Annotated in this window: 21 protein-coding genes; 7 read left to right on the top strand and 14 right to left on the bottom strand. The window is 65.9% G+C overall.

Annotated elements, in window-relative coordinates; all coding sequences use genetic code 11:
• Positions 1 to 75: 75 nt before the first annotated feature.
• The gene (locus ACQR0W_RS17560) at positions 76 to 1,284 is read left to right on the top strand and encodes a CaiB/BaiF CoA transferase family protein (protein ID WP_316169445.1); all 1,209 of its coding nucleotides are present in this window, start codon (positions 76 to 78) and stop codon (positions 1,282 to 1,284) included.
• 1 nt (position 1,285) lies between these two features.
• On the opposite strand, the gene ACQR0W_RS17555 is transcribed toward ACQR0W_RS17560, so the two are convergent.
• Positions 1,286 to 2,860, bottom strand: coding sequence for a hypothetical protein (locus ACQR0W_RS17555; RefSeq protein WP_410051223.1), 1,575 nt, complete (start codon positions 2,858 to 2,860; stop codon positions 1,286 to 1,288).
• A 128-nt stretch (positions 2,861 to 2,988) separates the two neighbouring features.
• Positions 2,989 to 4,920 carry a hypothetical protein gene (locus tag ACQR0W_RS17550; protein ID WP_316169446.1) on the bottom strand — a complete coding sequence of 644 codons (1,932 nt, stop codon included), beginning with the start codon at positions 4,918 to 4,920 and terminating at the stop codon, positions 2,989 to 2,991.
• Positions 4,921 to 5,935: 1,015 nt separating this feature from the next.
• Here ACQR0W_RS17550 and ACQR0W_RS17545 point away from each other — a divergent pair.
• Positions 5,936 to 6,796 (top strand): hypothetical protein, encoded by an 861-nt coding sequence (locus ACQR0W_RS17545; RefSeq protein WP_315826053.1) that lies wholly within the window; start codon positions 5,936 to 5,938, stop codon positions 6,794 to 6,796.
• A 117-nt stretch (positions 6,797 to 6,913) separates the two neighbouring features.
• Here ACQR0W_RS17545 and ACQR0W_RS17540 read toward each other — a convergent pair whose 3' ends face one another.
• Positions 6,914 to 7,558, bottom strand: a complete 645-nt coding sequence (locus ACQR0W_RS17540; RefSeq protein ID WP_315752646.1) for a glutathione S-transferase family protein — start codon at positions 7,556 to 7,558, stop codon at positions 6,914 to 6,916.
• 86 nt (positions 7,559 to 7,644) lie between these two features.
• Here ACQR0W_RS17540 and ACQR0W_RS17535 point away from each other — a divergent pair, with 86 nt between their 5' ends.
• Positions 7,645 to 8,613: a helix-turn-helix transcriptional regulator gene (locus ACQR0W_RS17535; RefSeq protein WP_315826052.1), complete on the top strand. Its 969-nt coding sequence runs from the start codon at positions 7,645 to 7,647 to the stop codon at positions 8,611 to 8,613.
• Positions 8,614 to 8,733: 120 nt separating this feature from the next.
• Here the strand turns inward: ACQR0W_RS17535 and ACQR0W_RS17530 are convergent, their stop codons facing one another.
• The 6 genes from ACQR0W_RS17530 to ACQR0W_RS17505 all read right to left on the bottom strand — a co-directional run bounded on the left by ACQR0W_RS17530 (position 8,734) and on the right by ACQR0W_RS17505 (position 13,787).
• The gene (locus tag ACQR0W_RS17530) at positions 8,734 to 9,231 is read right to left on the bottom strand and encodes a TPM domain-containing protein (protein WP_315713968.1); all 498 of its coding nucleotides are present in this window, start codon (positions 9,229 to 9,231) and stop codon (positions 8,734 to 8,736) included.
• Between the two features lie 17 nt (positions 9,232 to 9,248).
• Positions 9,249 to 10,151 carry a TPM domain-containing protein gene (locus ACQR0W_RS17525; protein ID WP_316169447.1) on the bottom strand — a complete coding sequence of 301 codons (903 nt, stop codon included), beginning with the start codon at positions 10,149 to 10,151 and terminating at the stop codon, positions 9,249 to 9,251.
• A 15-nt stretch (positions 10,152 to 10,166) separates the two neighbouring features.
• The gene (locus ACQR0W_RS17520; protein WP_315713966.1) at positions 10,167 to 10,778 is read right to left on the bottom strand and encodes a LemA family protein; all 612 of its coding nucleotides are present in this window, start codon (positions 10,776 to 10,778) and stop codon (positions 10,167 to 10,169) included.
• 289 nt (positions 10,779 to 11,067) lie between these two features.
• Positions 11,068 to 12,084: an ABC transporter substrate-binding protein gene (locus ACQR0W_RS17515; protein ID WP_315713965.1), complete on the bottom strand. Its 1,017-nt coding sequence runs from the start codon at positions 12,082 to 12,084 to the stop codon at positions 11,068 to 11,070.
• A gap of 40 nt (positions 12,085 to 12,124) precedes the next feature.
• A complete protein-coding gene (locus ACQR0W_RS17510) occupies positions 12,125 to 12,991 on the bottom strand; it encodes an ABC transporter permease (RefSeq protein ID WP_316169448.1) in 867 nt (288 codons plus the stop codon).
• 16 nt (positions 12,992 to 13,007) lie between these two features.
• Positions 13,008 to 13,787: an ABC transporter ATP-binding protein gene (locus ACQR0W_RS17505; RefSeq protein ID WP_315713963.1), complete on the bottom strand. Its 780-nt coding sequence runs from the start codon at positions 13,785 to 13,787 to the stop codon at positions 13,008 to 13,010.
• 119 nt (positions 13,788 to 13,906) lie between these two features.
• Between ACQR0W_RS17505 and ACQR0W_RS17500 the strand changes: the two genes are divergently transcribed.
• The 3 genes from ACQR0W_RS17500 to ACQR0W_RS17490 all read left to right on the top strand — a co-directional run bounded on the left by ACQR0W_RS17500 (position 13,907) and on the right by ACQR0W_RS17490 (position 16,500).
• A complete protein-coding gene (locus ACQR0W_RS17500; RefSeq protein ID WP_315713962.1) occupies positions 13,907 to 14,572 on the top strand; it encodes a response regulator transcription factor in 666 nt (221 codons plus the stop codon).
• The gene (locus tag ACQR0W_RS17495) at positions 14,547 to 15,971 is read left to right on the top strand and encodes a sensor histidine kinase (RefSeq protein ID WP_316169449.1); all 1,425 of its coding nucleotides are present in this window, start codon (positions 14,547 to 14,549) and stop codon (positions 15,969 to 15,971) included. The genes ACQR0W_RS17500 and ACQR0W_RS17495 overlap by 26 nt, the downstream gene beginning before the upstream one ends.
• A 211-nt stretch (positions 15,972 to 16,182) precedes the next feature.
• Positions 16,183 to 16,500, top strand: coding sequence for a DMT family transporter (locus ACQR0W_RS17490; protein WP_315713960.1), 318 nt, complete (start codon positions 16,183 to 16,185; stop codon positions 16,498 to 16,500).
• Between the two features lie 12 nt (positions 16,501 to 16,512).
• On the opposite strand, the gene ACQR0W_RS17485 is transcribed toward ACQR0W_RS17490, so the two are convergent.
• The 5 genes from ACQR0W_RS17485 to ACQR0W_RS17465 form a co-directional block, all read right to left on the bottom strand.
• Positions 16,513 to 17,631: an amidinotransferase gene (locus ACQR0W_RS17485; RefSeq protein ID WP_316169450.1), complete on the bottom strand. Its 1,119-nt coding sequence runs from the start codon at positions 17,629 to 17,631 to the stop codon at positions 16,513 to 16,515.
• Between the two features lie 241 nt (positions 17,632 to 17,872).
• Positions 17,873 to 18,901, bottom strand: a complete 1,029-nt coding sequence (locus tag ACQR0W_RS17480) for a linear amide C-N hydrolase (RefSeq protein WP_316169451.1) — start codon at positions 18,899 to 18,901, stop codon at positions 17,873 to 17,875.
• A gap of 421 nt (positions 18,902 to 19,322) precedes the next feature.
• Positions 19,323 to 21,662, bottom strand: a complete 2,340-nt coding sequence (locus ACQR0W_RS17475; RefSeq protein ID WP_316169452.1) for a xanthine dehydrogenase family protein molybdopterin-binding subunit — start codon at positions 21,660 to 21,662, stop codon at positions 19,323 to 19,325.
• Positions 21,663 to 21,939: 277 nt separating this feature from the next.
• Positions 21,940 to 22,815, bottom strand: coding sequence for a dihydrodipicolinate synthase family protein (locus ACQR0W_RS17470; RefSeq protein ID WP_316169453.1), 876 nt, complete (start codon positions 22,813 to 22,815; stop codon positions 21,940 to 21,942).
• Positions 22,816 to 23,009: 194 nt separating this feature from the next.
• Positions 23,010 to 23,177 carry a hypothetical protein gene (locus ACQR0W_RS17465; RefSeq protein WP_316165740.1) on the bottom strand — a complete coding sequence of 56 codons (168 nt, stop codon included), beginning with the start codon at positions 23,175 to 23,177 and terminating at the stop codon, positions 23,010 to 23,012.
• A 129-nt stretch (positions 23,178 to 23,306) separates the two neighbouring features.
• On the opposite strand from ACQR0W_RS17465, the gene ACQR0W_RS17460 reads away from it, so the two are divergent.
• A complete protein-coding gene (locus ACQR0W_RS17460; protein ID WP_315713954.1) occupies positions 23,307 to 24,377 on the top strand; it encodes a J domain-containing protein in 1,071 nt (356 codons plus the stop codon).
• The last annotated feature ends 61 nt before the right edge of the window (positions 24,378 to 24,438 follow it).

The raw sequence follows: 24,438 nt of genomic DNA, 5'->3' as shown, positions 1-24,438 counted from the left end.
CGGGTCAAATGCGCCTCGAACCGCGCCGTCAACGTAATTCCAGCGCGCGGAAACAAGCGACGGGAGCGACGCAACATGGACGACAAGGGCATTTTCCATGGCCTGAAGGTGCTGGACTGCGCGAGCTTCATCGCGGCCCCCGCAGCCGCCACCGTTCTTTCCGATTTCGGCGCTGACGTCATCAAGATCGAGCCGCCCGGCGCCGGCGATCCCTACCGCAACCTGCCGAACCTGCCGGGCTATCCGCGCAGCGAGCATAACTACGCGTGGTATCTCGAAGCCCGCAACAAGCGCAGCCTCGCACTCGACCTGTCGAAGCCGGAAGCGCAGACCGTGCTGCAACGGCTGGTAAGTGAAGCCGATGTCTTCATCACCAATTTCCCGCCGTCGGTCCGCGCCAAGCTCGGCCTCACCCACGAAAAGCTGGCGCCGCTCAATCCGCGGCTGATCTATGCGTCGTTCACCGGATATGGCGAGAAAGGCGAGGAAGCCGACAAACCCGGCTTCGATAGCAATGCCTATTGGGCGCGCTCCGGACTGATGGACCTGGTCCGTGCCGACGAGAGCACGACACCCGCCCGCTCCGTCGCCGGGATGGGCGACCACCCCTGCGCAATGGCGTTCTATGGCGCGATCGTCACGGCGCTTTACCAGCGCGAGAAGACCGGCAAGGGCTGCCACGTCGCCTCCAACCTGATGGCCAACGGGGTCTGGGCGGCCTCCGTGCTTGCTCAGGCCAAGCTTTGCGGCGCGACCTTCGTCGAGCGGCGGCCGCGCGAACGCGCGCTGAACGCAGTCGCCAATCACTACAAATGCCAGGACCGCCGCTGGATCATGCTCTCGCTCCTCAATGAGGAGAAGCAGTGGCCGATCCTCGCCCGCTGCCTCGGCCGAGAGGAGCTGATCGACGATCCGCGCTTCGTCACCAAGGCCGATCGCCACGCCAGCTCGGTCGAACTGATCCACGAGTTCGACGCGGTGTTCGCGACCAGGCCGCTGGCCGAATGGCGCCGGATCCTCGACGGCAGCGGGCTCGTGTTCGGGGTGGTCGGGATTCTCGACGACATTCCAAACGACAGGCAGATGATCGAGAACGAGGTGCTGGTGCCGTTCGAGAACGACACCATGCTGACGGTCAACAGCCCGATCTTCATCGACGGCCAGCGCAAGGTCACCCCGCGCAAGCCGCCCGGCATAGGCCAGCACAGCGACGAGATCCTGCGCAGCGCCGGCTTCGACGACGAGGCCATCCGCGACCTGCGCGCGCGCGGTGCGGTGGCCTGAGCTAGCGCGTCGCGATGAAGCACATGCCGAACCGCGTCGCCGGGCCGGTCTGACAGGACAGGTTCGCGGCGCAGGTCCAGCTCGAGAAGCTCTTGTCGTTGTCCGCGGCCGCGGCGTGGCTCGCGTAGCAATGCCCGCCCCAGCCGTCATTGTAGACCGTGCCGGCGAGCTCATCGCTGCCGCGCAATTGCGGGCGGCTGGCGAAGCCGCGCGAGAAATCCGGAGTCCGCCCCTCGGCAAAGGCGGTGAGGATGTCGCGCCGGCGGACCTGGTCGCCGAAGAAGTGCGGCGAGCCCGGCACCACGACGGTGTTGGACGGCTTCTCCGCCATCCAGTCGACGCCGGGAAAGTGAAAGCCGCCGATGCCGCGGGTCTGATGGCAGCCGCCGCAGCTCGAATCGTTGAGGCGTCGCTCGAAGCCCGCGACCGACCGGATGTTCTGCAGCACGATGCCCTGCGCGGCCGCCTTCTCCAGCGCACCGACCACGTCGGCCTCGGTGAACACCGCGCCCTGCCCGGCCGCGCTCCCCTGCACCAGCCCGTAGGCCGGCAGCAGATCGGAATTGACGAATCCGACCGGGGTCGGCGCCACCGCAACCTTGGCCAGGAACTGCTCGGGGATCACCGCGGTGCCGCGGTCGAGCTCACCGAGATGGACGGGGTCGAGCAGCCAGGCCTTGAACTCGCGCGCCAGCGCGGCATCCGCCAGCAGCCGGTCGCGATCGACCTGATCCTCCAGCACCGCCTCCTCGAACGTCCCGCTCGCGGCCTGATAGTCGAACACCTTCATCATGTAGTCGGTGCGGAAATCGCGGATCGCCGATTTCGGCGCATGCGCGATCTGCAGGTTGGTCTCGATGCGATGGATGTTCTCCGACCTGATCAGCGCCAGCGGGCCGTCCGGCGCCGTCAGCTTCGCGGCAAGCTCAGGCCCGGTCAGTTGCAGATCGGACGTCGCCAGCCACCGCTTGGCGATCTCGGCACAACTCGGCGAATTGCTCTTGGCCTCCGCATCGCTGCGCGCCTTGAGCACGATGTTGAGCGTCATCGGCAGCCGCGGCGAGGCGACCTCGCCATCTTTGGCCTCGGGCGGCGTGGTCCGCGTCAGGCGGTACAGCAGCCGCACCTCGCCGCAATGATCGGGATCGACGAAGGCGCGATCCATGCGATTGACGACGCCGGCCAGCACGAAGCGGGCATCGGGCGAATCGAGCACGGTGCGGTCGAACAGCTGGAACGCGTAGGACGTACCGACGCCGATGCTCTCGTTCGGCAACGTCGTCTTGTGCTTGTCGACGTAGCGGTCGAACTCCGTGTCGAGCGCCTTGCGTACGGGCATCATCGACGGCAGCGCAAACAACGCCGCGTCGGTCAGCGGCGCATCACTGGCGTGCGCAAGCATCTTCCCGAGGCCGAACGCGCCGTTGTCGAGCTCACGCAGCGCGAACGGCTCGAGGATGGCGGCGCCGCGCTCGACCGGCGGGCTCTCGTCCGCATGAGCGAGCGGGCCGCAGCACAGCATGACAAGGCCGAATACCGACAGTCGCAAGACGCGCCTCCTCACTTCCACGAACATGCAATTGAGGGCCTGCTAGTCCTCGAAGATAGCCGAAAGGCGGGCGGCTTCGGACAATTGTGCGACGAGGCGCCTCACGTCGCGGTGAGGCGCCTCGTCCAGATTCGTCTCCAAAAACAGATGGTCCGTCAGCGTGCGACGACAAGCCCCTTGGTGGTGACGACCACCCAGCGACCGTCCTGCTTGCGAATCGCGTCGACCTTGCCGAGGCCCGGCACGGGATCGCCGGCATAGACCTCGTAGAGGCCACCGCGGCCCTCGATCAGCGCGCCGCCACGACCGACGTCGCGCAACACCCAGCCCTCGACGACCTTGGGCTTGGTGGCCTCCGTGCGGTTCGGCTCGGGGCGAGCGGTCTCCGCCCTGGCCGGCTCGGCCCGGCTCGCCTCGGTACGGACTGCCTCCGTCCTGGCTGCCTCGGCGGTCCTGGCCGCGTCGGCCCGGCTCGCCACGCCCGCGGGCGGCGCCGCCGCATTGATCGCACCCACCGCCTGCGGCGCGGACGCGGCGCTGTCACGCGCGGGGGCCTGCGCGGTCGCGGACGCCTGCGCGGCGCGCAGCCGGTCCACGGCCTCGCTCAGACGCTGCAACTCGCTCGGCTTGGCCGACGATTTCGTCGACAGGTCACCCAGGATCTTCTCGAGCCGGTCGAGACGCTCCGCGGACTTGTTGAGCTCGACGAGGCTCGTCTGATTGGTCTGGTCGAGGCTCGCCTTCAGCGCGGCGACATCATTGTCGATTCGCGCCACGGTCGCGCCAAGCGTGGAGTCTGCAGCCTCGCCGGCCGTCGCATCGGCCGCGTCGCCGCCGCCGGAGCGCGTGACGAATTTGGCCGTGACCAGACCACCGGCAACGCCGCCGACAACCATCGACAGCAGCAGGATCGCAGCCATGGCCGGTAGGCCGAGCCTGCCGTTTGCGGCATGCGGCGGCGGGGTCTGGCCCGGTTGCGGAGGTGGCAGCGTCGCTCCCGCAGCGGCCGTGCTGGCCGCCGTTGCGGCAGCGGCCGCCGGCTTGGACGCCGCATTGAACTTGAAGGGCTCGGTCTTGAACTTCGCTTTGGCCCAGGCCGCGGCCTTGTCGACCGCGGCAAAAGCACCCGCCCTGGTCGCCGGTCCGGCATCCGCCTGGACTGGCGTGACCGGGCGCGTCGCGGACGCCCCGGGTTTGGCCGCGGATGCCTGCTTGGCAACGGGCTCCGACTTGGCATCCGGTTTGGCATCCGACTTGGCAACAGTCTCCGGCTTGGCAGCCGGCTCAGGCCGAACGACGGCTTCTGTCTTGGTGGCAGCCACCGACTTGATCGGCGCGTCCGGCTTGATGGCCGTCTCCGGCTTCGGCGCGGCCGCTGCCATCGGGCCGACTTTCGGCGCATTGGCCGCGAGCATCGACAGCTTTGGTGTCTCGACCTTGAGGAGCTCACCGGCCGCAGCCGTCTTGATCGGGTCCGACTTGACCGGCTCCGTCCTGATCAGATCCAGGATCGTCGAGGGAGGTTTCGCAGCACTCGAGGCCACTGCAGCTTCGACTTTGCCCGGCGCCGCAACGTTGCCCCCCACCGCCTGGGGCTTGGTCAGCTCCGGCTTGACCTTGTCGGATTTGCCCTTGTCGGACTTGACCAGGTCGAGCCGCGCGGGCTCGGGTTTGGCTCGCTCCGGCTTCACCGCTTCGATCTTGGAGGGCTCGATTTTTTCCTGCTCGGCCGTGAGGGTTTCGACCTTGACCTGCTCGGGCTTGACCGGCTCGACCTTGGTCGTCCCGATCTCGGTGTCGGCCATCACCTCGGTCTTGATCTCGGACTGGCTGGCCTCCGGCTGTGGCCCGGGCGCGGTCACCGCTTCCACGATCTTCGCCTTCGGGTCGATGCCCGGACGGTCAGCCGCCGGCGCTTCGTGATCCGGCGCGATCATGGGCGGGGCGACGGTCGCGATCGCAGGCACGGCCAGGTCGACTGCATCGGGGACTGCGGATGTCTTCGGCATCGGGTCGACACTCGCACTGGCCGCGCCAGTCGTACCGGCCACGCCAAGGCTGGCCCGCTCGGGCTTTTGGTCGCTCACGTTCAGAGTCTCCGCATGACGTTGAGCACTTGGTAACCTTAGTTAGCGTTCGATTGATTGCCAAAATCTTACTTTTGCAGGGCTTACCTGAGTTTTAGGGATTCATACCGGGCGGATTTGCGCCGACAAAGTGGAGCAGATGTGGCGAGCGGTGCCCGAATATTCAGCTCTGGGGGCCCCATCCGGCGGCAGCAGGCACGATCGGCACGCGGCACAGCGTGGTCGACGCAGAGTCAAACGCGGAGTCAAACAGAGCCGCTCTCGCGGCGCGATTGCACCCGAGCTTTGACCATCATTCCCTCCGGATCGGTCGGAGGGTGCAGGGAAGGCCGGGTGCCGACTGGCACCCGTGGCCCCCGTGCGGAAAGATTGCACGGGGCAGGAACCACAGGTTCAGCCGGAACGACCCGGCCCTCCCTGCGCGATGGCGTTACGGCTGCTTCGTAGTCTCCCCGGTGCGCCGGGCTTTCTGGTCACCGTCATCCGCACGAGGCGAAGCCTGCATGCGAACTTGGCATCGGCGTCGGGATGCCAGGACCCTACGACTTGACCGTCCGTACCTCGCTTGCTCGCCGGCCCGCTCGCGCAGAGCCCCAAGCCTGATACGGCCACCGCTCCCCGCTGCTACGCCTCGTGACGATCGGCCGAGCCGCCCCTCCTCATCGCGAACGGGATGGCCGGGATCATCGTCGTGATTTGCCCGACGCTGCAAGGCGGCGCACATGCGACAAACTGGCTCGACGGGCAGTTGGCGCATGGACGGATTGCCGGAATTGCCCGTCGGGTGGGTGGGCGATGGGCGACTGCAGGCTCGCGAATGTTGTAGTCCTGCAATGCAATCGACAGATGGAAGGCGTGCACCGTCAGCGAAATCACCTCCGGCCGAAGCGGCAACCACCGATTGCATAATGTCCCGTACAGCCCGCCGTTTTCGATGAACGCTCTGGTTGCTTTCGTAGACTAATACTCTGCGTTCGGGCTATTTTTCATTTCCAGCATTTCAAGGGGAGCGCTCATGCGAAAGCTCATTTCTTCGATCGGATTTTTGTGCGCCGCGTTTTTGATCCTTGCCTCGCCAGAGGCTCACGCGCAGGCGACGCGGACCTGGGTGTCCGGCGTCGGCGACGACGTCAACCCGTGCAGCCGCACGGCGCCCTGCAAGACCTTCGCCGGAGCGATCTCGAAGACCGCCGCGGGCGGTGAGATCGACGTGCTCGATCCCGGCGGCTACGGCGCCGTCACGATCACCAAATCGATCACGATCGACGGCGGGGGGACGATGGCCTCGATCCTGGCATCGGCGACCAACGGCATCAACGTGAATGCCGGCGCCAACGACGTCATCATCCTGCGCAATTTGAGCATCAACGGCGCCGGCACGACCCTCGGCCTCAATGGCGTCAATTTCCTGGCCGGCCGAAAGCTCGTCGTCGAGAACTGTACCTTCGAGAACTTCTCGCAAAGCGCGATCTCGGTCGCGCCGACCGGTGCGGCCCAGGTGGTGATCGCGGACTCCTCGCTCAAGGCGTCCGCGTTCGGCGTCACGGTCTCGACCGCGAATTCGAGCAGCGCGATCAGCGTGCTCGTCTCTAACACCAAGGCCATCGAAAATGGCAATGCCGGGATATCCGCCACGGTCCCGGCCGGAAAGCCGGGGATGGGCGTGTTTCTCGACCGGCTGACCTCCGAGTTCAACAACACCGGCGTTCTGGCGAGCGGCAGCGGCGCCATCGTGACGTTGGGAAATTCCGTCATCCAGGGCAATTCCAACGGCGTCGTCCAGACCGGCGGCGGCTCCGTCTCGTCCTTCAAGAACAACGCAATCAGCAACAACGGCGTCGACGGCACGCCGCTCACGGGGATCAGCCTGAACTAGCGACGCCGCCGCGGGAAGCCCGGCATTTGGCGAGCTGCGCCTGCCGGACAACGTGCAATCACATCAGTGAGGTCCCGTTGCCGGCGGGACCTCGCTCGATTGCGTCGATGCTGGCGCTCAAACGCCGGGGGCGGCCGCGTGCTGGGCCGCCATCTCGGCATCCGCGGCGGTGACGCGCTGGAACGCCGGACGCTGGGTGATGCGCTCGGCGTAACGCGCGAACACGTCCTTGCGCGGCACGACGCCGAACATCATGGTCCAGTTGAAGGCGACGCCCCACAACACGTCGGCGGCGGTCATGCGCTCGCCGAGGAGATACGGCCCCTTGGCGAGCTGCTGCTCCAGCGCGCCCAGCATCGTATCGTAGTCGGCATAGGGTGACTGCGTGATCGGAGCCGGTTCGCGCTTCATGAAATGGTCGATCACGGCGGGCTCGAACGACGCACCGTAATAGGCGATCCAGCGCAGATAGGGCCCGCGCATGGCATCGTCGAGCGCCGGCGTCAGCCCCGCTTGCGGAAACAGATCGGCGAGATAGATGAAGATCGCGACCTGCTCGGTCACGATCTGGCCGCGATGCCCGATCGTCGGCACCTTGCCGAGCGGATTGACGGCCAGGAACTCCGGCTTGCGCTGCTCGCCCGCTTTCATGTTGAGGACATGCAGATCGTAGGGCGCGCCCAGCTCCTCGAGCAGGACGCGGGTGCCGGCGGCGCGGGTCTGCGGCGAGTAATACAGCGTGATCTTGTCGTCGGCGGTCATGATGGTGTCCTCCCATTGCCGGCTGCGGTGCTGGCTTGTCGCACACCATACCTGACAAGGTGTGTCAGGTATGTTTAAAGAAGGGCATGCGCGCGAGCCGGCTGCTCTCCATCCTCACCACCTTGCAGGCCAAGGGACAGGTCACGGCGCCCGAACTCGCAGGCGCCTGCGAGGTCTCGGTGCGCACGATCTATCGCGACATCGACGCGCTCGCCGCGGCGGGCATCCCGGTCTATGCCGAGCGCGGCGCCGAAGGCGGATTCCGCCTGCTCGACGGCTATCGCGTGCGGCTGAACGGGCTGTCGCCGACGGAAACCGACGCACTGTTCATGGCGGGCCTGCCGGGCCCCGCCGCCGCGCTCGGGCTCGATGGCGCGATGAGCGCGGCGCAGACCAAGCTGGTGGCGGCACTGCCGCAAAGCCTGCGCGCCAATGCCGGCCGCATGCAGGCGCGCTTCCATCTCGACGCGCCTGGCTGGTTCGGCGAGTCCGAGGAGCCGACGCATCTGCGCGCCATTGCCGACGCCCTGCTCCGCGACGTCATGGTCGACGTCCGCTATCAGACCTGGCGTGCCGAGAAGCGCCGCCGCGTCGCGCCGCTCGGCCTCGTGCTGAAGGGCGGCAATTGGTATCTCGCCGGGCAGGTCGAGCGCAGCGTGCGCACCTATCGCGTCGCGCGCATTCTCGACTGTGCCGTGACCGACGAGTGCTTCGCGCGACCTGCAGACTTTGACCTCGCCGCCTATTGGCGCGCCGCGACGGAGCGGCTGGAGGCGGAGCTGCATCCGAAGCAGGCGACGGTGCGCCTGTCAGCGCTCGGTGTGAAGCTGCTGGAGGTGTGGAGCCAGCCTTACGTGCGCGCCCGCACGCGCCTCGCCGACGACACCGATGCCGACGGCTGGCGCATCGTGACGATCCCGATCGGAACGACGCTGTGGCATGCCGCCGGCGAGCTGCTGCGCTTCGGGCCCGAGGCCGAGGTGCTCGACCCGCCCGAGCTGCGTGCGAAAATGGCCGAGCTGGCGCGGGCGATGGCGGAACGCTACGGCGCATGAGCTGCGGCGGCGTGAGTTGTGGACGTATTTTCCATCCGCATCATTGGCGAGAGGGGTGCGCGCTCACGTCCAGCCAGGATGAGCGCGACCGGCAAGTGAGCGCGACCCGTATGATCGGAGCTAAAGCACCACTGGTGTGTCGGGCAGCTCGTTGGGATCGCCGGCATGCGGCGGGTAGTGCCTGGCGAGCTCGCGTGACACCGCGGCAATGCCATCGACCACGCCCCGCTCAAAGCGGCCTGCGCGAAACTCCGCTTCCATCGCGCGGCAGATCGTCTCCCAGCCTTCGGCGCCGACATGTCGATGAATGCCGCGATCGGCGATGATCTCGACGTCGCGATCGGCCAAGAGCAGGTAGATCAGGACGCCATTGTTGTGCGCGGTGTCCCAGATCCGCAGGTTGGAAAAGATGTCCAGCGCGCGCTCGCGCGGCGGCTGGTCGCGCCACAACGGCCGGCCGTCGAGCGCGCCCTCGACGACGAAGCGAAGCTGGCCGGCATGGGTGCGCTCGCCGTCCTTGATCGCCTGCTCGATGCGTGCCAGCACAGCCGGCGTGAAGATGCGCTTCAGCTGCCAGTGATGATGCAGGAGATGCCGGCCGATCCGCCTGATGCTCATGGTCGCGCGCCTCGTCCTCACCAGTTGCCCGAGGCGCCGCCGCCACCAAAACTGCCGCCGCCGCCCGAGAAGCTGCCGCTGTCGCTCGAGCTGCCGCTGCTCCAGCCGCCGGATGACGAGCCGCTCGACCAGCCGCTGCCGCGGCGCCCGCCCGACGTCGGCATCGACGAGGACAAGCCGCCGGCGATGAAGGCAATGACGATGCCGGCCACGCTGGACAGCAGCGCAAGCGTGATCGATCCCACGAGCACCCAGGTCAGAATCCCCAGCGCGCCGCCGGTCGCAAGCGAACCCAGCAGCCGCCCGAACAAGGCCCGCAGCACGCCACCAATAAAGATCGCACCGAAGAAGGCGACAGGTGCGAACGAGGAGATGGTGTCGATATCAATATCCGTGCCGTGCGAGGCCTGCGGCTGCGGCACCGGCAGACTCTCGCCATTGATCACGCCGATGATGCGGTCGACGCCGGCGTCGATGCCGCCGGCGAAATCGCCGCTGCGAAATCTTGGCGTGATGACCTCGTCGATGATGCGCCGCGCGGTGACGTCGGTGAGGCTACCTTCGAGGCCGTAGCCGACCTCGATGCGCAGCTTGCGGTCGTTCTTGGCGATCACCAGCAGCGCGCCGTCGTCGACCTTCTTGCGCCCGATCTTCCAGGTCTCGACGACGCGGAGCGAAAACTGCTCGATGGTCTCCGGCTGCGTCGTCGGCACGATCAGCACCGCGACCTGGCTGCCCTTGCGGGTTTCCAGGTCCTTCAGCTTCTGCGTAAGGCCTGCGATGTCCGAGGAGGACAGCGTGCCGGTCTGGTCGACGACGCGGCCGGTGAGCTGCGGCACCGCGACGTCGGCCAGCACCATCGTGGCGAAGCAGACGAGCAGCGCCGCAAGCAGCGCCTTGAGGACCGGCAGCGCACGCACGATTCCCTGCTCCGGCTATTTCGACGGCGCAGGCGACGGCGCGTTGAAATCGACCTTCGGCGCGACCGATATCTCGCGCTCGTTCTCGACGGTGAAGTTGGCCTTTTCCTTGTAGCCGAAGACCATCGCGGTCAGGTTGTTCGGGAAGGTGCGGATGCCGACGTTGTACTCCTGCACCGCCTTGATGTAGCGGTTGCGCGCCACCGTGATGCGGTTCTCGGTGCCTTCGAGCTGGGACATCAGGTCGCGGAACAGCGCGTCCGATTTGAGCTGGGGGTAATTCTCGGTGACGACCAGCAGCCGCGACAATGCTCCGGTCAGTTCGCTCTGCGCCGCCTGGAACTTCTGCAGCGCCGCGGGATCGTTGACGACGTCGGGCGTGGCCTGCACGCTGCCGACCTTGGCGCGGGCGTTGGTGACGCCGAGCAGCACGTCCTTCTCCTGCTGGGCAAAACCCTTCACGCTGTTGACCAGGTTGGGCACGAGGTCGGCGCGGCGTTGATACTGGTTGACGACCTCGGACCAAGCCGCCTTGACCTGCTCGTCATTGGTCTGGATGGCGTTGTAGCCGCAATTGGTCAGGCTCAGCGTCATCAGTGCCGCCAGCACGGTCAGCAATCTCCGCATCGCGCGTCCCCCTCTTCATCCGGTTGTACCGCCTTCACACAGCACAGCTTTGGCGACGGCGCAATGACGGCAGCCGGCCGCCGGACATGGGTCGCGGCGGCCGGTGCGTCGGTTCAGGGAGGTTCCGGGTCTGCCGCGGATGCGGGTCATTCGCGCGGAATGACCCGCGGAGAGAGGCAATGTCGTCTTTGCAGCGGGACTCGCGGCTGGATGATGGGCCTGCGCCAACCACACACCCCGTCATTCCGGGGCATCCGCGCGCCCCGGACGACACCATAGGCGCTTACGCTCAACTGCCCTTGCGGTCGCGTAGCTGGGTCACGAACATGTCCTGCCAGCTCGCCGGTTTGACCTTGATCGAGCCGACGCCGTGCATGAACTCGGCGATCTTCAGCACGCCCTCCGGCGTCGACGAGAACCAGGTGTCCTTGTCCTGCAGCATCTCCAGCACGTCCTCCTTGGTGGTCTTCACCTTGGCGGTGCGGGCATAGATCTCGGCCGCGGCAGCCTTGTCGTTGGCGATCAGCGTGCAGGCCTCGTCGAGCGCGTCGAGGAACGCCTGCACGACCTTGGGATTGGCGTCGACGAAGCGCTTGGGCGCGAACACCACGTCCATCGTCATCCGTCCGAGCACGTCGGCGGAATTGGCAACGCGGCGAATCTTCGAATCCTTCAGCTCGATGTAGGAGAACGGCGGCGAGGTGAAATGCGCCGTGATCTCGGTCTTGCCCGAGGTGAGCGCCGCCAGCGCCTCCGGATGCGGCAGGCCGACGGTCATCGGATCGAGCTTGGCGTAATTCTCCTTGCCGAACTCCTGCGCCGCCATCATCTGCAGCATGACCGCCGACAGCGAGGTCTTGATGCCCGGCAGGGCGATCTTGTCGCTCGGCTTGAAATCCTTCAGCGACTTGATCTCAGGATTGTTGGTATTCATCCACAGCGAGGTCGAGCTGAGGCCGCTGACGCCGACCACCTCCACCGCCGGAATGCCCTTGGCCTTGGCCCACAGCGTGATGAAGCCGGGGGCGCCGGTGCCGGCGATGTCGAGCGAGCCGGCCATCATCGCGTCGTTGATGATGTTGCCGCCGTCGAGCATCTGCCAGTTAACCTTGAACGGACCGAGCCCGGCCTTCTCCGCCTGCTTCTCCATCAGCTTCTGATCCTCCATCACGATCAGCGGCAGATAGAGGATGCCGTAGCCCTTGGAGAGCCTGATCTCCTTGACCTCGGCCTGCGAAGCACCGGTGGCGCCGAGCAGCGCGGTGAGGCCGAGCGCGGCGGCCGTGAATGATTTGCTCCAGGACATGGTCGTCTCCTTCCCTGTTGTTGTGCTTATAACTCGAAATTCAGTGCTGCATGCCCCAGCGCCGCACCGTCTTGCGCTCGATGGTCGCGAACACGACGTTCTCGACGACGAGGCCGATGAAGATCACGGTGAACAGGCCGGCGAAGACGTTGGCCGTCTCCAACTGGTTGCGGTTCTCGAAGATGAACCAGCCGAGGCCGCCGGACCCCGAGGACACGCCGAACACCAGCTCGGCCGCGATCAGGGTGCGCCAAGCGAAGGCCCAGCCCACCTTCAGGCCGGTGAGGATGGCCGGAAATGCGGCGGGGATCAGGATGAAGCGCACCAGCTTCAACCCGCGCAGGCCGTAGTTCAGGCCGACCATGCGCAAGGTGTTCGACACCGAGCGGAAGCCGGAATGGGTGTTGAGCGCGATCGCCCACAACACCGAATGCACCAGCACGAAGATGATGCTGCCCTTGCCGAGGCCGAACCAGATCAGCGCCAGCGGCAGCAATGCGATCGCCGGCAGCGGATTGAACATCGAGGTCAGCGCCTCCAGCATGTCGGCGCCGATCCGCGAGCCGATCGCGATCGTGGTCAGCACGGCCGCCAGCGCGATGCCGATGCCGTAGCCGATCAGCAGCGTCTCCAGCGACACGAGGGTGCGCGCAGGGATGATGCCGTTGCCGATGTTCTCGAAGAAGGCTGAGAGCGTGTCGGTGAAGGTCGGAAACAACAGGGGATTGCCGAGCCACAGGCCATAGGCCTGCCACAGCGCGGCGAGCGCCACCAGGATGATGGCCTTGCGGACCGCACCGACGTGGTAGATGCGTTCCAGCCAGGACAGGCTCGCCTCGACCTTGACGTCGCCGAGGGGCGTGTCTGCATTGACGATTTCGGGGCGCAGCGCCAGCGTCTCGCTCATGGATGCTCTCCTCGTCTCAGTGTTGGCCGAACAGCATGTCGTTGATGCGCCCTTCGAGGGCGACCTGTTCGGGCGAGCCCATCGTGCCCGGCGGCACGCTGTTGAGCTCGGCGCGGACGCGGCCGGGATGCGGCGACAGCAGCAGGATGCGGGAGCCGATCTTGATCGCCTCCTCGATCGAATGCGTCACGAACAGCACGGTGAAGCGGGTGTCCTGCCAGAGCTGCAGCAGCTCGTCCTGCATCTTGCGCCGGGTCAGCGCGTCCAAGGCGGCGAACGGCTCGTCCATCAAGAGCACGTCGGGCTCCATCGCCATGCCCCTGGCGATCGCGACCCGCTGCTTCATGCCGCCGGAGAGCATATGCGGATAGGAGTCGATGAACTTGGTGAGGCCGACCTTGTCGATATAGGACTTGGCGCGCTCGTTGGCTTCCGCGGTGCCGAGCCGGCCGCTGGCGGTCAGCGCGAACACGACGTTCTCGCGCACCGTCTTCCACGGCAGCAGCTGGTCGAACTCCTGGAATACCATCATGCGGTCCGGGCCGGGCTCGCTGACATCGTGGCCCTTGAGGCGGATGCGGCCCTCGGTCGGCTTCAGATAGCCGCCGATCGCCTTGAGAAGCGTGGATTTGCCGCAGCCGGAGGGGCCGAGCAGCACGAAACGGTCGGAATCGAAGACCTTGAAGTCGACGCGGTAGGTCGCCGTGACCAAGGTGTCCGGCGTCTTGTACTGGAGCGTCACGCCCTCGACCGAGAGCAGCGGCTCGAACTGAGATGGCGATTGATGGACGGTCATCGTCCTCCCCTCCTTTATATTGCAATGCGAAATTTCGCTCGGTGCACTTCGGCGCCCTTATTCGAAGTGATAGAGGAGGAGACTGACGCGAACCTGACTCCGAGGCGGACAACAAGACCTTGCGCATCCTGCTGGTGGAAGACACGCCCGAGATCGGCGCCGCCGTGACCAGCCGGTTCGAACGGATCGGCTATGCCGTCGACTGGGAAAAGGACGGCCGCACCGCGAGCGAGCTGATCGAGGTGCAGACCTATGACCTTATCGTGCTCGACGTGATGCTGCCGAACATGGACGGCTTTGCCGTGCTCAAGCACCTGCGCAAGCGCGGCCTGCGCACGCCGGTGCTGGTGCTGACCGCGCGCTCGGCGGTCGACGACCGGATCGGCGCGCTCGACCTCGGCGCCGACGACTACCTGATCAAGCCGTTCGACTATCGCGAGCTGGAGGCGCGGGCGCGGGCGCTGCTGCGCCGGGCCGCCGGCCAGTCCGACAATCTGCTGACCCTGGGGCCGCTGGTGATCGACCGCGCCGGGCGCACCGCCAGCGTCGCCGGCCAACCGCTGGACCTGACGCGGCGCGAGCTGACCGTGCTGGAAATCCTCGCCGCACGCCCTGGGCGTTACGTCGCCAAGGAGGAGCTGGTCGAGCAGCTCTTCAGCTTCGACCAGGATCCGAGCCCCAACGCCGTCGAGCAGTTCGTCGCGCGTCTCAGGCGCAAGCTGGCGGCGACATCCGTCGAGATCAAGACCGAGCGCGGCCTTGGCTATCAGCTCCACGCTTCGTGACCTCAGGACCTCGCTGCGCGCGCGGCTGCTGATCGCGATCGGCGCGATCCTGGCCGTCGGCGCCGTCGTGCTGAGCCTCGCCGCCTGGCAATATGCAGCCACCGCCGCGCGCGACGCCTATGACAAGCTGCTCGCCGGCGGCGCCGTGCAGATCGCCGAGAACATCTACATGCAGGGTGGCGTCGTGACGCTGGATCCGCCGGCGGCGGCGTTTGCGACATTGTCGGCCTATGACCTCGTGTTCTATCGCGTCACCGATCCGCGCGGCGTCGTCGTCGCCGGCTATGACGATCTCGCCGTCACCGCGCCCGCCAGGGCGCTGCGTGAGGGCGTCGTCCTGCGAGACGGCATCTATCGCGACCAGGCGGTGCGCATCGCGGCCGTGGCGCGCAAGCTCGACGGCGCGCCCGGCGACGGCTGGAGCGAGATCGTGCTGGCGCAGACCCTGCGCGCCCGCGACGCGCTGACCTGGGATCTCGCCTCCAAGGCGATCGGCCTGATCGCTGCGATGAGCCTGCTGGCGCTGGTGGCGACTGCGCTCTGCCTGCGGCTGGTGTTCGCGCCGCTGACGCGGATCGAGGCCGAGATCGTCAAGCGACGGCCGGACGATCTCAGCCCGATCGCGATCACGCCGCCGCGCGAGGTGCGCGCGCTGGTCGGCGCGATCGACGGCTTCATGCAGCGCCTCGCCGAGCGCATCGCGCTGATGCAGCGCTTCATCGCCGACGCCACCCACCAGCTGCGCACGCCGCTGGCGGCGATCGATGCTGAGGTCGAGCTGCTGAGCGATCAGACCAAGGACCCGAAGGCGCTCGACAGGCTGCGCGGTCGCATCGCGGATCTCGCCCGCCTCACCAGCCAACTGCTCGATCACGCCATGATCCAGCACCGCGCCCAGGCACCGCGCTTCGCCGCGGTCGATATCAACGCGCTGGCGAAATCGGTGCTGTCGCAGAGCGTGCCGCTCTCTCTCGATCGCGAGGTCTCCGTCAGCTTCGTGCCATCGGAGGACGAGGTGATGCTCGCCGCCGACGCCATCAGCCTGCGCGAGGCGCTCGCCAATCTCATCCACAACGCGCTGGCGCATGGCGCGCGGACCCGGCTGATGGTGACGGTGGGAAGAACCGCGACGCATGTTGCGATCATGGTCTGGGACGACGGACCTGGGATCGCAGCCGACGCGCAGCAACGCCTGCTGACCCCGTTCCAGAAGGGCGACGGCTCCCACGGCTCAGGCCTCGGCCTCGCCATTGCGAGCGAGGTCGCGCAGGCCCATGGCGGCCGTCTGCGGTTCAGCGGAGTGGCAGGCGACTTCAGTGTGCGACTGGAGCTGCCGGTGGATCGGTCGACGGCAGTCGATCCACGTCCAGATTCACAGCTCAAACAGCAGCAGACATGACGTCGTCGTCCCGCGGCGGATCACGCCCGAGTCTTGCGATCGACATGCCCTTTCGAAGATCGAGAGGGCGCAGGGAAGGCCGGGAGCATTCCAGCGTGCACTTGCAAAGTGTAAAGGCTTGGCGGAATGAGTTGGCAGAATAGCGAGACCGTGGAATTCTGACACGAACTCCGTCGAGGATCGTTAAGCCCATCTTTTGGGAGAACCTCTCATGGCCTGGGTGATCTTATTCATTGGCAGCCTTTGCGAGGTGGGTTGGCTGATCGCTCTCAAATATTCCGAAGGTCTCTCGCGCCTGCCGTCGATCCTGGTCACCGTGGGTTTTATGGGCGCCAGCGTCGGTTGTCTTGGCCTCGCCGTGAAGACGATCCCGATGGGCACGGCCTACGCCGCGTGGACCGGCGCGAGCATCGCCGTCGCCACTCTCTTCGGAATCTATCTGTTCGACGAGCCGACGACCGCGACCCGGCTCGCCTCGATTGGTCTCATTGTACTTGGAATCGTCGGACTGCGCCTCGAGTCCGGATAGGCGTGCCAATCCTCAAAAATAGCTCTCGAGGGCCCCGCGCCGCCTGATGTCGAGTGTCGCGCAATGGAATGCGCCGCCAAATGCGGCGTAATGCAGGAATTCGCAGGGGATCGGCTCGAAACCCCATTGCTCGATCGCACGCATCGTTCGCACATGATGCGGATCAACGATGATGCGCTTTTCGTCCACCATCAGTACATTCATGTTGAGCCATTTTCCGCAGAGCGACGTGATATTGAGCAAGCGATCGGTGATCGGATCAGGCTCGGGAGCGACGAGAATGTCCCATTTCTTCAGTATGTCCGGGAGGCGGCTGACGTCGATGTATTCGGGATTGATCAGAAGCCTGCCCGGCCCCAGCGGCAAAATGGTCGTGTCGATGTGCATCGGGCTACGACAGCGGCTCTCGATCTCGTGGATGCGATAGCCGTCGCCGAGATGGCGGCGCAGCCATTCGATGCCGGATGCATTGGTGACATTGCTGAGGGTTACAAACAGATCGCGCCCGCAGCGGACGAAATCGGCAGCGTCGAACACCGGTTCGAATTCAGTCAGAATATATGACATCGGCTCACCGTTTTCGGGCCGTCTGAAATCGGCGTTATACAGTTCGTCCGTGAGTTGCGGCCGTGGCGCGGCAGTCCAGCGGGCGCCGCGACGGAAATAGTCCTTCAGGACCGGACGAAAGGAATGGGTCTCGAAATAGCGGCTGGGCCACGCCATAGGCGTTTCAATGATTTCGTCTCCGATCACCAGCATGCTATCGCGCGGGCAGGAGTTGCAGAAACCGCGCGAAGACCATTCGGGCGTGCTGAAGCGCTTCTTGAAATCAACCGGTTCCGGCCGGGTGACCACCACGCCAAGCGACTGCAACAGCGCAATAAAGCCATCGAGCTCGCGCTGAGCCGGTTCAATCAGCATCCTTGGATAGCGAAAGCCCCCGAGCAGCGCTTGCGCCCGTGCAGCCATTCCCGGAATGTTACAGGCGACGACCGGATGAGCGGATGGAATCGTCGCGCCTTCGAGCCTTCCGACAATCACTTCCTCGAGTGGATCCCACTCATTGTGCGAGTTGACCGGAGAAATCCTTACCTTGCGGTCGGCATCCGGGCCGCTGTCGTGCGTGATCATGGCATGACCAAAGCAAGAGGTGCTGATGTGGCACGAATACTCTAATGCGGTAGCATCGCCGGCGCATAGCCTCAGTGCAGCAATGCACCACAATCCGTCCTTAACAAACGGCGCGGCGCTTCCAGCCCAGTGCGGTGGCAGGGCTTCACGGCGAGCGCTCCGCAGTCATGTCGCGCGGCGTGCGAGCGCCACAACGCGGATATAAAGATGACGTTGTATCTGTCCGTAGGGCTCTGCCCTGTCAGGAGCCGCCTTTCTTGAATTCCAGCGGCGCGGCCGGCTTGAACTGGCTGCTCACCTCGCCGACCAGATCCCTGTCCGCCCCGGACAGGTCGAGCTTGCGGATCGGAGCGCCGACGGAAAGGTCCAACAGCGGCAAGTTGACCCAGACGATGTTCGGGCTGAGTGTCGATTCGAAGAAATAGAGCCGGTCGGTCGAGTCGGCGACGGCACGCCAGATCGTGTGCGACGCCTCCGGCCGCTTCGGGTCTGGCCGCACGAAAGGCTGCGCCACGTTGCGCATGACCGACAACATGCGGGCCACGGTCTGGCGGGTGTCCGACGGCTTGGTCTGGTTCTGGATGTAATAGGCGGCGCGGACGAAGCGGTCGGCCGCTTCGCTCGTCCCCGGCAGCGCTTCGGTGCCGCCAAAGACGTGGTATTTCTTCAGATTGGCGAGTTGCTCGGGGAAGGGCGGCGAGTTCGTCATGACCAGATAGCGGCGGTCGTGATGAACGCGCACCTTGCCGCCATCGACGATTTCGATGATCGCCGAATCGCCCGTCGCGTCCGAAAGCGACAGATGCACGGTCGCCGTCGCGTATCCGGGCATGCCGGCGGCGATGAGTTGATAGCGACCGGTTTCGATGTCGGCCACCGCCTCGGCAACGGTGGCAAAGTTGTCGAGGTTGTATTGCGCCCATAGCGACAGCGCGAGGCCGGGGCGCTTGAGATCGCGCTTTCCGTAATCGCTCTCGGAGAGCCACAGCAGGTTGGCGACAAGACCTTTTTCATTCATGCCGTCGGCGATCGCCAGATTATAAACCGCCCCGCCGACGCTGCCGTATTTCGACGTCCAGCTCAGTTCGTTGTCGTCGCCGCTCTCGCCTTTGCGCGCAAGGCCGCGCGGGAAGGCCCAGAGATCGGTGCGCATGTCTTCGGGCCAATCCATGTTGCGCCCGGTGACAACGGCCTGACCATTATCGGCCCAGAGGACGCGCGAACACGCGTCCGCCAGAGATGATCCAAACACGACGATTGCCAAAGCCATCGCCCCGCTCATCACGCCCGCACACCGCCGCATGGTCGCGCTCCTCGTCGTGTTCAATACAATCTAGAGGCGAGTGCGAGTCGGCGACCTTGATCTGGGTCAATCATCGTCGGTCGCGGCGCCGCGACGATTCGCATGAGATCGCTGTCTTGCCGAGCGTGGCGGCGCGATCCGACAGCATCGTCCCCTCAGGTGCACAATTGCACCGAAAATCTCGAGATTCCGGATTCAGCCCTGACGGGCTGCCCGCGGAATGGCGAGCTATGACGGCAGCAAGATCAGTCGCCGCTGCGCATGCAGGGGCGCGACCAGATGCGGGCGTAACCCTCGCCGCCCTCGTCACCGAACAGCCCGGCGCAGATCGGCGCGTTGAGCGACGCAACAGGAGCACGTCCGGCGCGGGAGCGTCCCGCGCGCTCGCTCAGGCCGGCGCTTTGACCTTTGCCGCCTTCGCCTCGGAGATCGCCGCCCACACCTTCTCCGGCGTCAGCGGCGTCTGCAAATTGGTGATCCCGAGCTCGAACAGTGCGTCCATCACGCCGTTGGTGACGCAGGGCGGGCCGCCGATGGCGCCGGATTCGCCGCAGCCCTTGGCGCCCAGCGGGTTGGTCTTGCACGGCGCGGAATCGTCGAGCGTGACCACGATCGGCGGCACGTCGTCGGCGCGCGGGATGCAATAGTCCTGATAGGTGGCGGTCAGGAGCTGGCCGTCGGCATCGTAGGCGACGTTCTCGTACAGCGCCTGGCCGATGCCCTGGGCGACGCCGCCATGGATCTGGCCGGCGACCAGCATCGGATTGACCGCGACGCCGACGTCGTCGACCGTGGTGTAGCGCACCACGCGGCTGATGCCGGTCTCCGGATCGATCTCGACCTCGCAGACATGCGTGCCGTTCGGCCAGCTCGGACCGTCGACCTCGCCCTCGCTGTCGACCGACAGCTTGGCGCCCTGCTCCTTCCCGGCGATGTCGAACAGGCTGATGCGGCGGTCGGTGCCGACGACGGTGAGGAAGCCGTCGCGATATTCGATGTCCTCGACCGCGGTCTCCAAGAGGTTCGACGCCTTCTCCCGCGCCTTGGTGATGAGGTCGTTCGACGACACCGCCACCGCCGTGCCGCCGACGAACAGCGAGCGCGAGCCGACGCTGCCGAAGCCGGTGGCGAGATCGGTGTCGCCCTGCACGACGTCGATCTTGTCCAGCGGAATGCCGAGCGTATCGGAGATCATCTGCGTGTAGGTGGTCTGCAGGCCCTGCCCCATCGCCATGGTGCCGGAATGCAGGATGACGCGGCCCTCGGAGGTCGCGTGCAAGGACACCTTCTCGGTGTGGGCGCGGCCGCCGGTCCATTCGATATAGCTGGTCAGGCCGCGGCCGTAGAGCATGCCGCGCTTCTTCGCCTCGCGCTTGCGCGCGTTGAAGCCGTCCCAATCGGCAAGCTTGGACGCGCGCTCCAGCATGTGGGCGAAGGCGCCGGAATCATACACCTGGCCGACGGCGTTGGTGTAGGGGAGCTGCGCCGGCTTGATGTAGTTGGTCTTGCGGATGGCGCGCGGATCGATCCCGATCTGGCGCGCGGCCGCATCGAACAGCCGCTCGACGATGAACACCGCCTCGGGGCGTCCGGCACCGCGATAGGCGCCGACCGGCGCCGTATGCGTCATCACGGTCTTCACCTCGAAATGCACCAGCGGCAGATCATAGACGCCGGTCTGCACGAATGGCCCGAGCACCAGCGGGATGATGTTGGCCGCGCCCGACGAATAGGCGCCGGTGGCGCCGATCGAGCGCACGCGATAGGCCAGCACCCTGCCCTTGGCGTCCAAAGCGAACTCGGCGGTGGAGGTGAGGTCGCGGCCATGCGTGCCGCCGACGAACTCGTCGGTGCGCTCGGCGCGCCAGCGGATCTTCTTGTTAAGCTTGGTGGCGGCATAGGCGACGATGCCGTCCTCAGGATAGAGGTTGGTCTTCTGGCCGAAGCCGCCGCCGATGTCGCCCACCAGCACGCGCACGCTCTCCTTCGGGCGCTTCAGCACGGCTTCCGCCAGCACGTCGCGGGTCGAGGCCGGGGTCTGCGACTGCACGTGCAGCAGCAGCCGGCCGGTCTTCTTCTCGATCTCGGCGATGGTCGAGCGCGGCTCCATCGCCGAGGGCACCAGGCGCTGGCTGGTGATGTCGAGCGAGACCTTGTGCGCGGCGCCGGCGAACGCCGCCTCGACCTTGGCGGCATCGCCATAGCTCATCGCGGCGACGACGTTGTCGGGCGCCTCCGCCCAGACCACGGGCGCGCCTGGCGCGATCGCCTTCACCGGATCGGTCACCGCCGGCAGCACCTCGTAATCGACGACGATCGCTTCCGCGGCCTCCTGCGCGACCGTGCGCGAGGTCGCGACCACGGCGGCGACCGCCTCGCCGGTGAAGCGGACGATCTCATGGGCAAGCAGGCGGCGCGGCGGCACCGTCATCGGCTTGCCGTCGGGACGCTTGAAGATTGCCAGGGTCGGAATGGTGCCGACATCGTCAGCGACGAGGTCCGCGCCGGTGTAAATCGCCTGCACGCCCGCGATCTCGCGGGCAGCGGCGGTGTCGATCGACAGGATCCTGGCATGCGCATGCGGGGAGCGCAGCACGTAGAGCCACAGCGCGCCGTCCTCCGCCTTGTCGTCGATGAACTGCCCCTTCCCGGTCAGCAGCCGCTGATCCTCCAGACGCTTGAGGGGCTGCCCCGCACCAAACCGCATATTGTTGGGAAGAATGTTCATTCGTCAGTCCTTGGTCAGTTCAATGAATTTGGCAGGGTCTTAGCGGATCGGCGTTGCGGTGGCCAACACGTGTTTAAGCTGATGCGTCATGACGAACCGTCATTCCGGGGCGCGCGCAGCGCGAGCCCGGAATCCATAACCACGACCGGTAGTTTGGAGGCTCGATGTCTCCCGGTCTGCCCACCCGAGAGGTCGCGGAGTATGGATTCCGGGCTCAGCCCTTGGGCTGCCCCGGAATGACGATGAGGAGAGAGCGGGGGCCAAAGCCGGGGCTAGCTCACCCCAGGCTGCGCAGTACCTCTTCGACGACCTTGCGCTGCTCGGGCGAGAGCGGGGCCTGCGGCGGCACGGGATCGCCGACGTCGTAGCCCTGGATCGACAGGCCGGCCTTGATGCAGGCCGCGAGGTTGAAGCGGGCGAAGGCCTCGTTGACGCGCCACAGCTTCTTCTGCAGCAGCATCGCATCGTACCAGCACGACGCCTTGCAGAGATTGTAGAGCTCGACGCTCTGGCGCGGGATGATGCAGGCCGGCCCGGCCATCCAGCCCTTGCCGCCGATCAGCATCACCGCGGCCGGAATGTGTGAGGACGCCGCGAACACCTTGATGGCGTCGCCGCAGCGATTGATGATCGACAACAGCCGGCCGGTGTTGGTCGAAGCGTCCTTGATGTAGTTGATGCGCGGATGCTCGGCGAGGCTCGCGATGACGTCGAGCGACAGGTCGGAACGCTGGAACTGGGGATTGGTGTAGATGACGACGGGAACGTCGACGGCATCGGCAATCGCCCGGAAATACGCCTCGATGCCGGCGTCGTTGACCGGGAAGTAGGCTTCGAGCACCGCCAGGATGCCGTTTGCGCCGCGCTTCTGGTAAGCCTTGGCCTGCGCCACCGCGTCAGCGATCGCAGTCGAGGCCACGCCTGCGATCACGGGAACGCGGCCCTGGGCGGCATCGATGGTCGTCTCCACGACGGTCATGCGCTGGGCACGATCGAGATAGGCGAACTCGCCGGTGGAGCCGAGCGGCGTCAGGCCGTGCACACCGGCAAGGATCAGATCGTCGCAAAGACGCCCCAGCACCTCCGTACGGATCGTTCCATCCGCGCCGATCGGCGAGGCCAGGTAGGGAAAGACACCATGAAATTCAGTCATGCGGCCGGTATAGCGGCCGGGTCGCTGGTTCCGCAAGGCGGCCGCCGAAGCGGGAGGCGCCCTTCTCAGGCCCGGCCTGTTGCCCGCAGCGACATCTGCCTCAGGGACCTGACACCAGCGGACAAGAGCCGGTGTGTAGCAGCGCCACACTGCCGCGATGGAATGCGGGGTGTTGCCGCAAACCGAGCTGCCAATCAGCTCACGTTAAATCCGGCTTCAAACTTTCTCTTCACCATAGGTGCATGTCCCGCGGCGGAGGCGGTCAGAGGGCAGCGATTCAATCTGGGATTGCGCGCACCGTGGCGAAGAAGGACGAGCGCGATGACCTCAAACACGGCAAAAATGGCTACGAACTTCGCCATTTTCAGTCATTTTTCCGCCGGATTGACCAACCATCATGCGAAGCGGAAAGAGTTAGTACGAGTGCTCCAGCGTAAATTCGCCGTAGGAATTTCGATCGGAGACGAGGGAAGCCTGCAGCGAGAACGACGATGAAGACGCTTTACGATTTACTCGGAGCTCTTCCGGACGATGACGCTGACGATATCCGGGCGGCCTTCCGCAAAGCGGTCAAAGAGAGCCACCCCGACGTCAATCCCGGCGATCCGGATGCCGCGCTGCGGTTTCGACAGATCATCCGCGCCAACGACATTCTCGGCGACAAGGAGCAGCGCACGGCCTATGACCGGCTGCTCGGCGCCGCGCAGGACGAGCATCAGCAGGATTCCAAGCTGGCCGTCGTCGCCAAGGTCCACAAGGTTGCGTCCGGCGTGATGGCGCTGGCCGGTGCGTCCGCCGTGGCGCTAACCGGCTACCTGCTGTTCACCCACATGTCGTCGGCTTCCGTCGCGCCGCTCAAGCCGATCGTGGTTGCGACCAACAAGGTCAAGCCGAACGAGGTTCCCGCCAAACCGATCGATAGCGCCACTGAGGCGGCGACGGCCGGCGATGCGGCCGCGAATTCCGGCGGCGAGACGGCTGCCAGCGCAACGGTCGGCAGCGCATCGGGCAGCAATGCCTCGGTATCCGCCGATCCGCTTCCGCTACGCGTCAGCAAGATCGACACGGTCTATTCTGCCGAGCAGGAGCGTGCGCCCTGCGCGGCAGGCGCGACCGCGCCATGCACGGCGGATGCAATGCTCGCCGGGGGTACGGCTTCGAACGAGGCCCAGGCCCATCACGATCGCGGCATGGCCGCGTTCCAGAAGGGCGACTTCGCGGCGGCGCTGGCCGATCTCGACGCGGCGATCCAGCTCGATCCCCGCTACCATGAGGCCTATATCGACCGCGGCATCGTGTTCTATCGCATGCGCAAGTTCGACCGCGCCTTTGCCGACGTTGCGGCCGCAAAGCGCATCGAGAAGACGAACCGCGCCGTACTCGACGCGATGGCGAAGCGTCAGCCGCTGCGGCCGCTGAAGCTCGAGCCGCCAAAGTCCGACATCAAGGCGGAGACGCCGAAGGCAGAGGCGCCGAAAGTGGCGGCGGCGGCGCCGATGCCCTCGCGGATGTCGACGGCGACGCCGGTCTATCCAACCACCGACCCCAGCCGCGCCCCCTGAGCGATTGACGAAGATTTAAGGTAACTCCGAACCTTCGTCGCGCGAATCGTTCGCGCCCATC

This window comes from Bradyrhizobium sp. HKCCYLRH1034 (assembly GCF_051168375.1).
In the GTDB taxonomy this organism is placed as follows: domain Bacteria; phylum Pseudomonadota; class Alphaproteobacteria; order Rhizobiales; family Xanthobacteraceae; genus Bradyrhizobium.
Note: the sequence above shows the minus strand (reverse complement) of the source record. Positions and strands in the feature narration are given on the sequence as shown.

What these genes read in the sequence shown, in the direction of transcription:
- ACQR0W_RS17560 (WP_316169445.1), top strand. Translation starts at nt 76, where the DNA reads ATGGACGACAAGGGCATTTTCCATGGCCTGAAGGTGCTGGACTGCGCG.
- ACQR0W_RS17555 (WP_410051223.1), bottom strand. Translation starts at nt 2,860, where the DNA reads ATGTTCGTGGAAGTGAGGAGGCGCGTCTTGCGACTGTCGGTATTCGGC.
- ACQR0W_RS17545 (WP_315826053.1), top strand. Translation starts at nt 5,936, where the DNA reads ATGCGAAAGCTCATTTCTTCGATCGGATTTTTGTGCGCCGCGTTTTTG.
- ACQR0W_RS17540 (WP_315752646.1), bottom strand. Translation starts at nt 7,558, where the DNA reads ATGACCGCCGACGACAAGATCACGCTGTATTACTCGCCGCAGACCCGC.
- ACQR0W_RS17535 (WP_315826052.1), top strand. Translation starts at nt 7,645, where the DNA reads ATGCGCGCGAGCCGGCTGCTCTCCATCCTCACCACCTTGCAGGCCAAG.
- ACQR0W_RS17530 (WP_315713968.1), bottom strand. Translation starts at nt 9,231, where the DNA reads ATGAGCATCAGGCGGATCGGCCGGCATCTCCTGCATCATCACTGGCAG.
- ACQR0W_RS17520 (WP_315713966.1), bottom strand. Translation starts at nt 10,778, where the DNA reads ATGCGGAGATTGCTGACCGTGCTGGCGGCACTGATGACGCTGAGCCTG.
- ACQR0W_RS17515 (WP_315713965.1), bottom strand. Translation starts at nt 12,084, where the DNA reads ATGTCCTGGAGCAAATCATTCACGGCCGCCGCGCTCGGCCTCACCGCG.
- ACQR0W_RS17510 (WP_316169448.1), bottom strand. Translation starts at nt 12,991, where the DNA reads ATGAGCGAGACGCTGGCGCTGCGCCCCGAAATCGTCAATGCAGACACG.
- ACQR0W_RS17505 (WP_315713963.1), bottom strand. Translation starts at nt 13,787, where the DNA reads ATGACCGTCCATCAATCGCCATCTCAGTTCGAGCCGCTGCTCTCGGTC.
- ACQR0W_RS17490 (WP_315713960.1), top strand. Translation starts at nt 16,183, where the DNA reads ATGGCCTGGGTGATCTTATTCATTGGCAGCCTTTGCGAGGTGGGTTGG.
- ACQR0W_RS17485 (WP_316169450.1), bottom strand. Translation starts at nt 17,631, where the DNA reads ATGATCACGCACGACAGCGGCCCGGATGCCGACCGCAAGGTAAGGATT.
- ACQR0W_RS17480 (WP_316169451.1), bottom strand. Translation starts at nt 18,901, where the DNA reads ATGGCTTTGGCAATCGTCGTGTTTGGATCATCTCTGGCGGACGCGTGT.
- ACQR0W_RS17475 (WP_316169452.1), bottom strand. Translation starts at nt 21,662, where the DNA reads ATGAACATTCTTCCCAACAATATGCGGTTTGGTGCGGGGCAGCCCCTC.
- ACQR0W_RS17470 (WP_316169453.1), bottom strand. Translation starts at nt 22,815, where the DNA reads ATGACTGAATTTCATGGTGTCTTTCCCTACCTGGCCTCGCCGATCGGC.
- ACQR0W_RS17465 (WP_316165740.1), bottom strand. Translation starts at nt 23,177, where the DNA reads ATGGCGAAGTTCGTAGCCATTTTTGCCGTGTTTGAGGTCATCGCGCTC.
- ACQR0W_RS17460 (WP_315713954.1), top strand. Translation starts at nt 23,307, where the DNA reads ATGAAGACGCTTTACGATTTACTCGGAGCTCTTCCGGACGATGACGCT.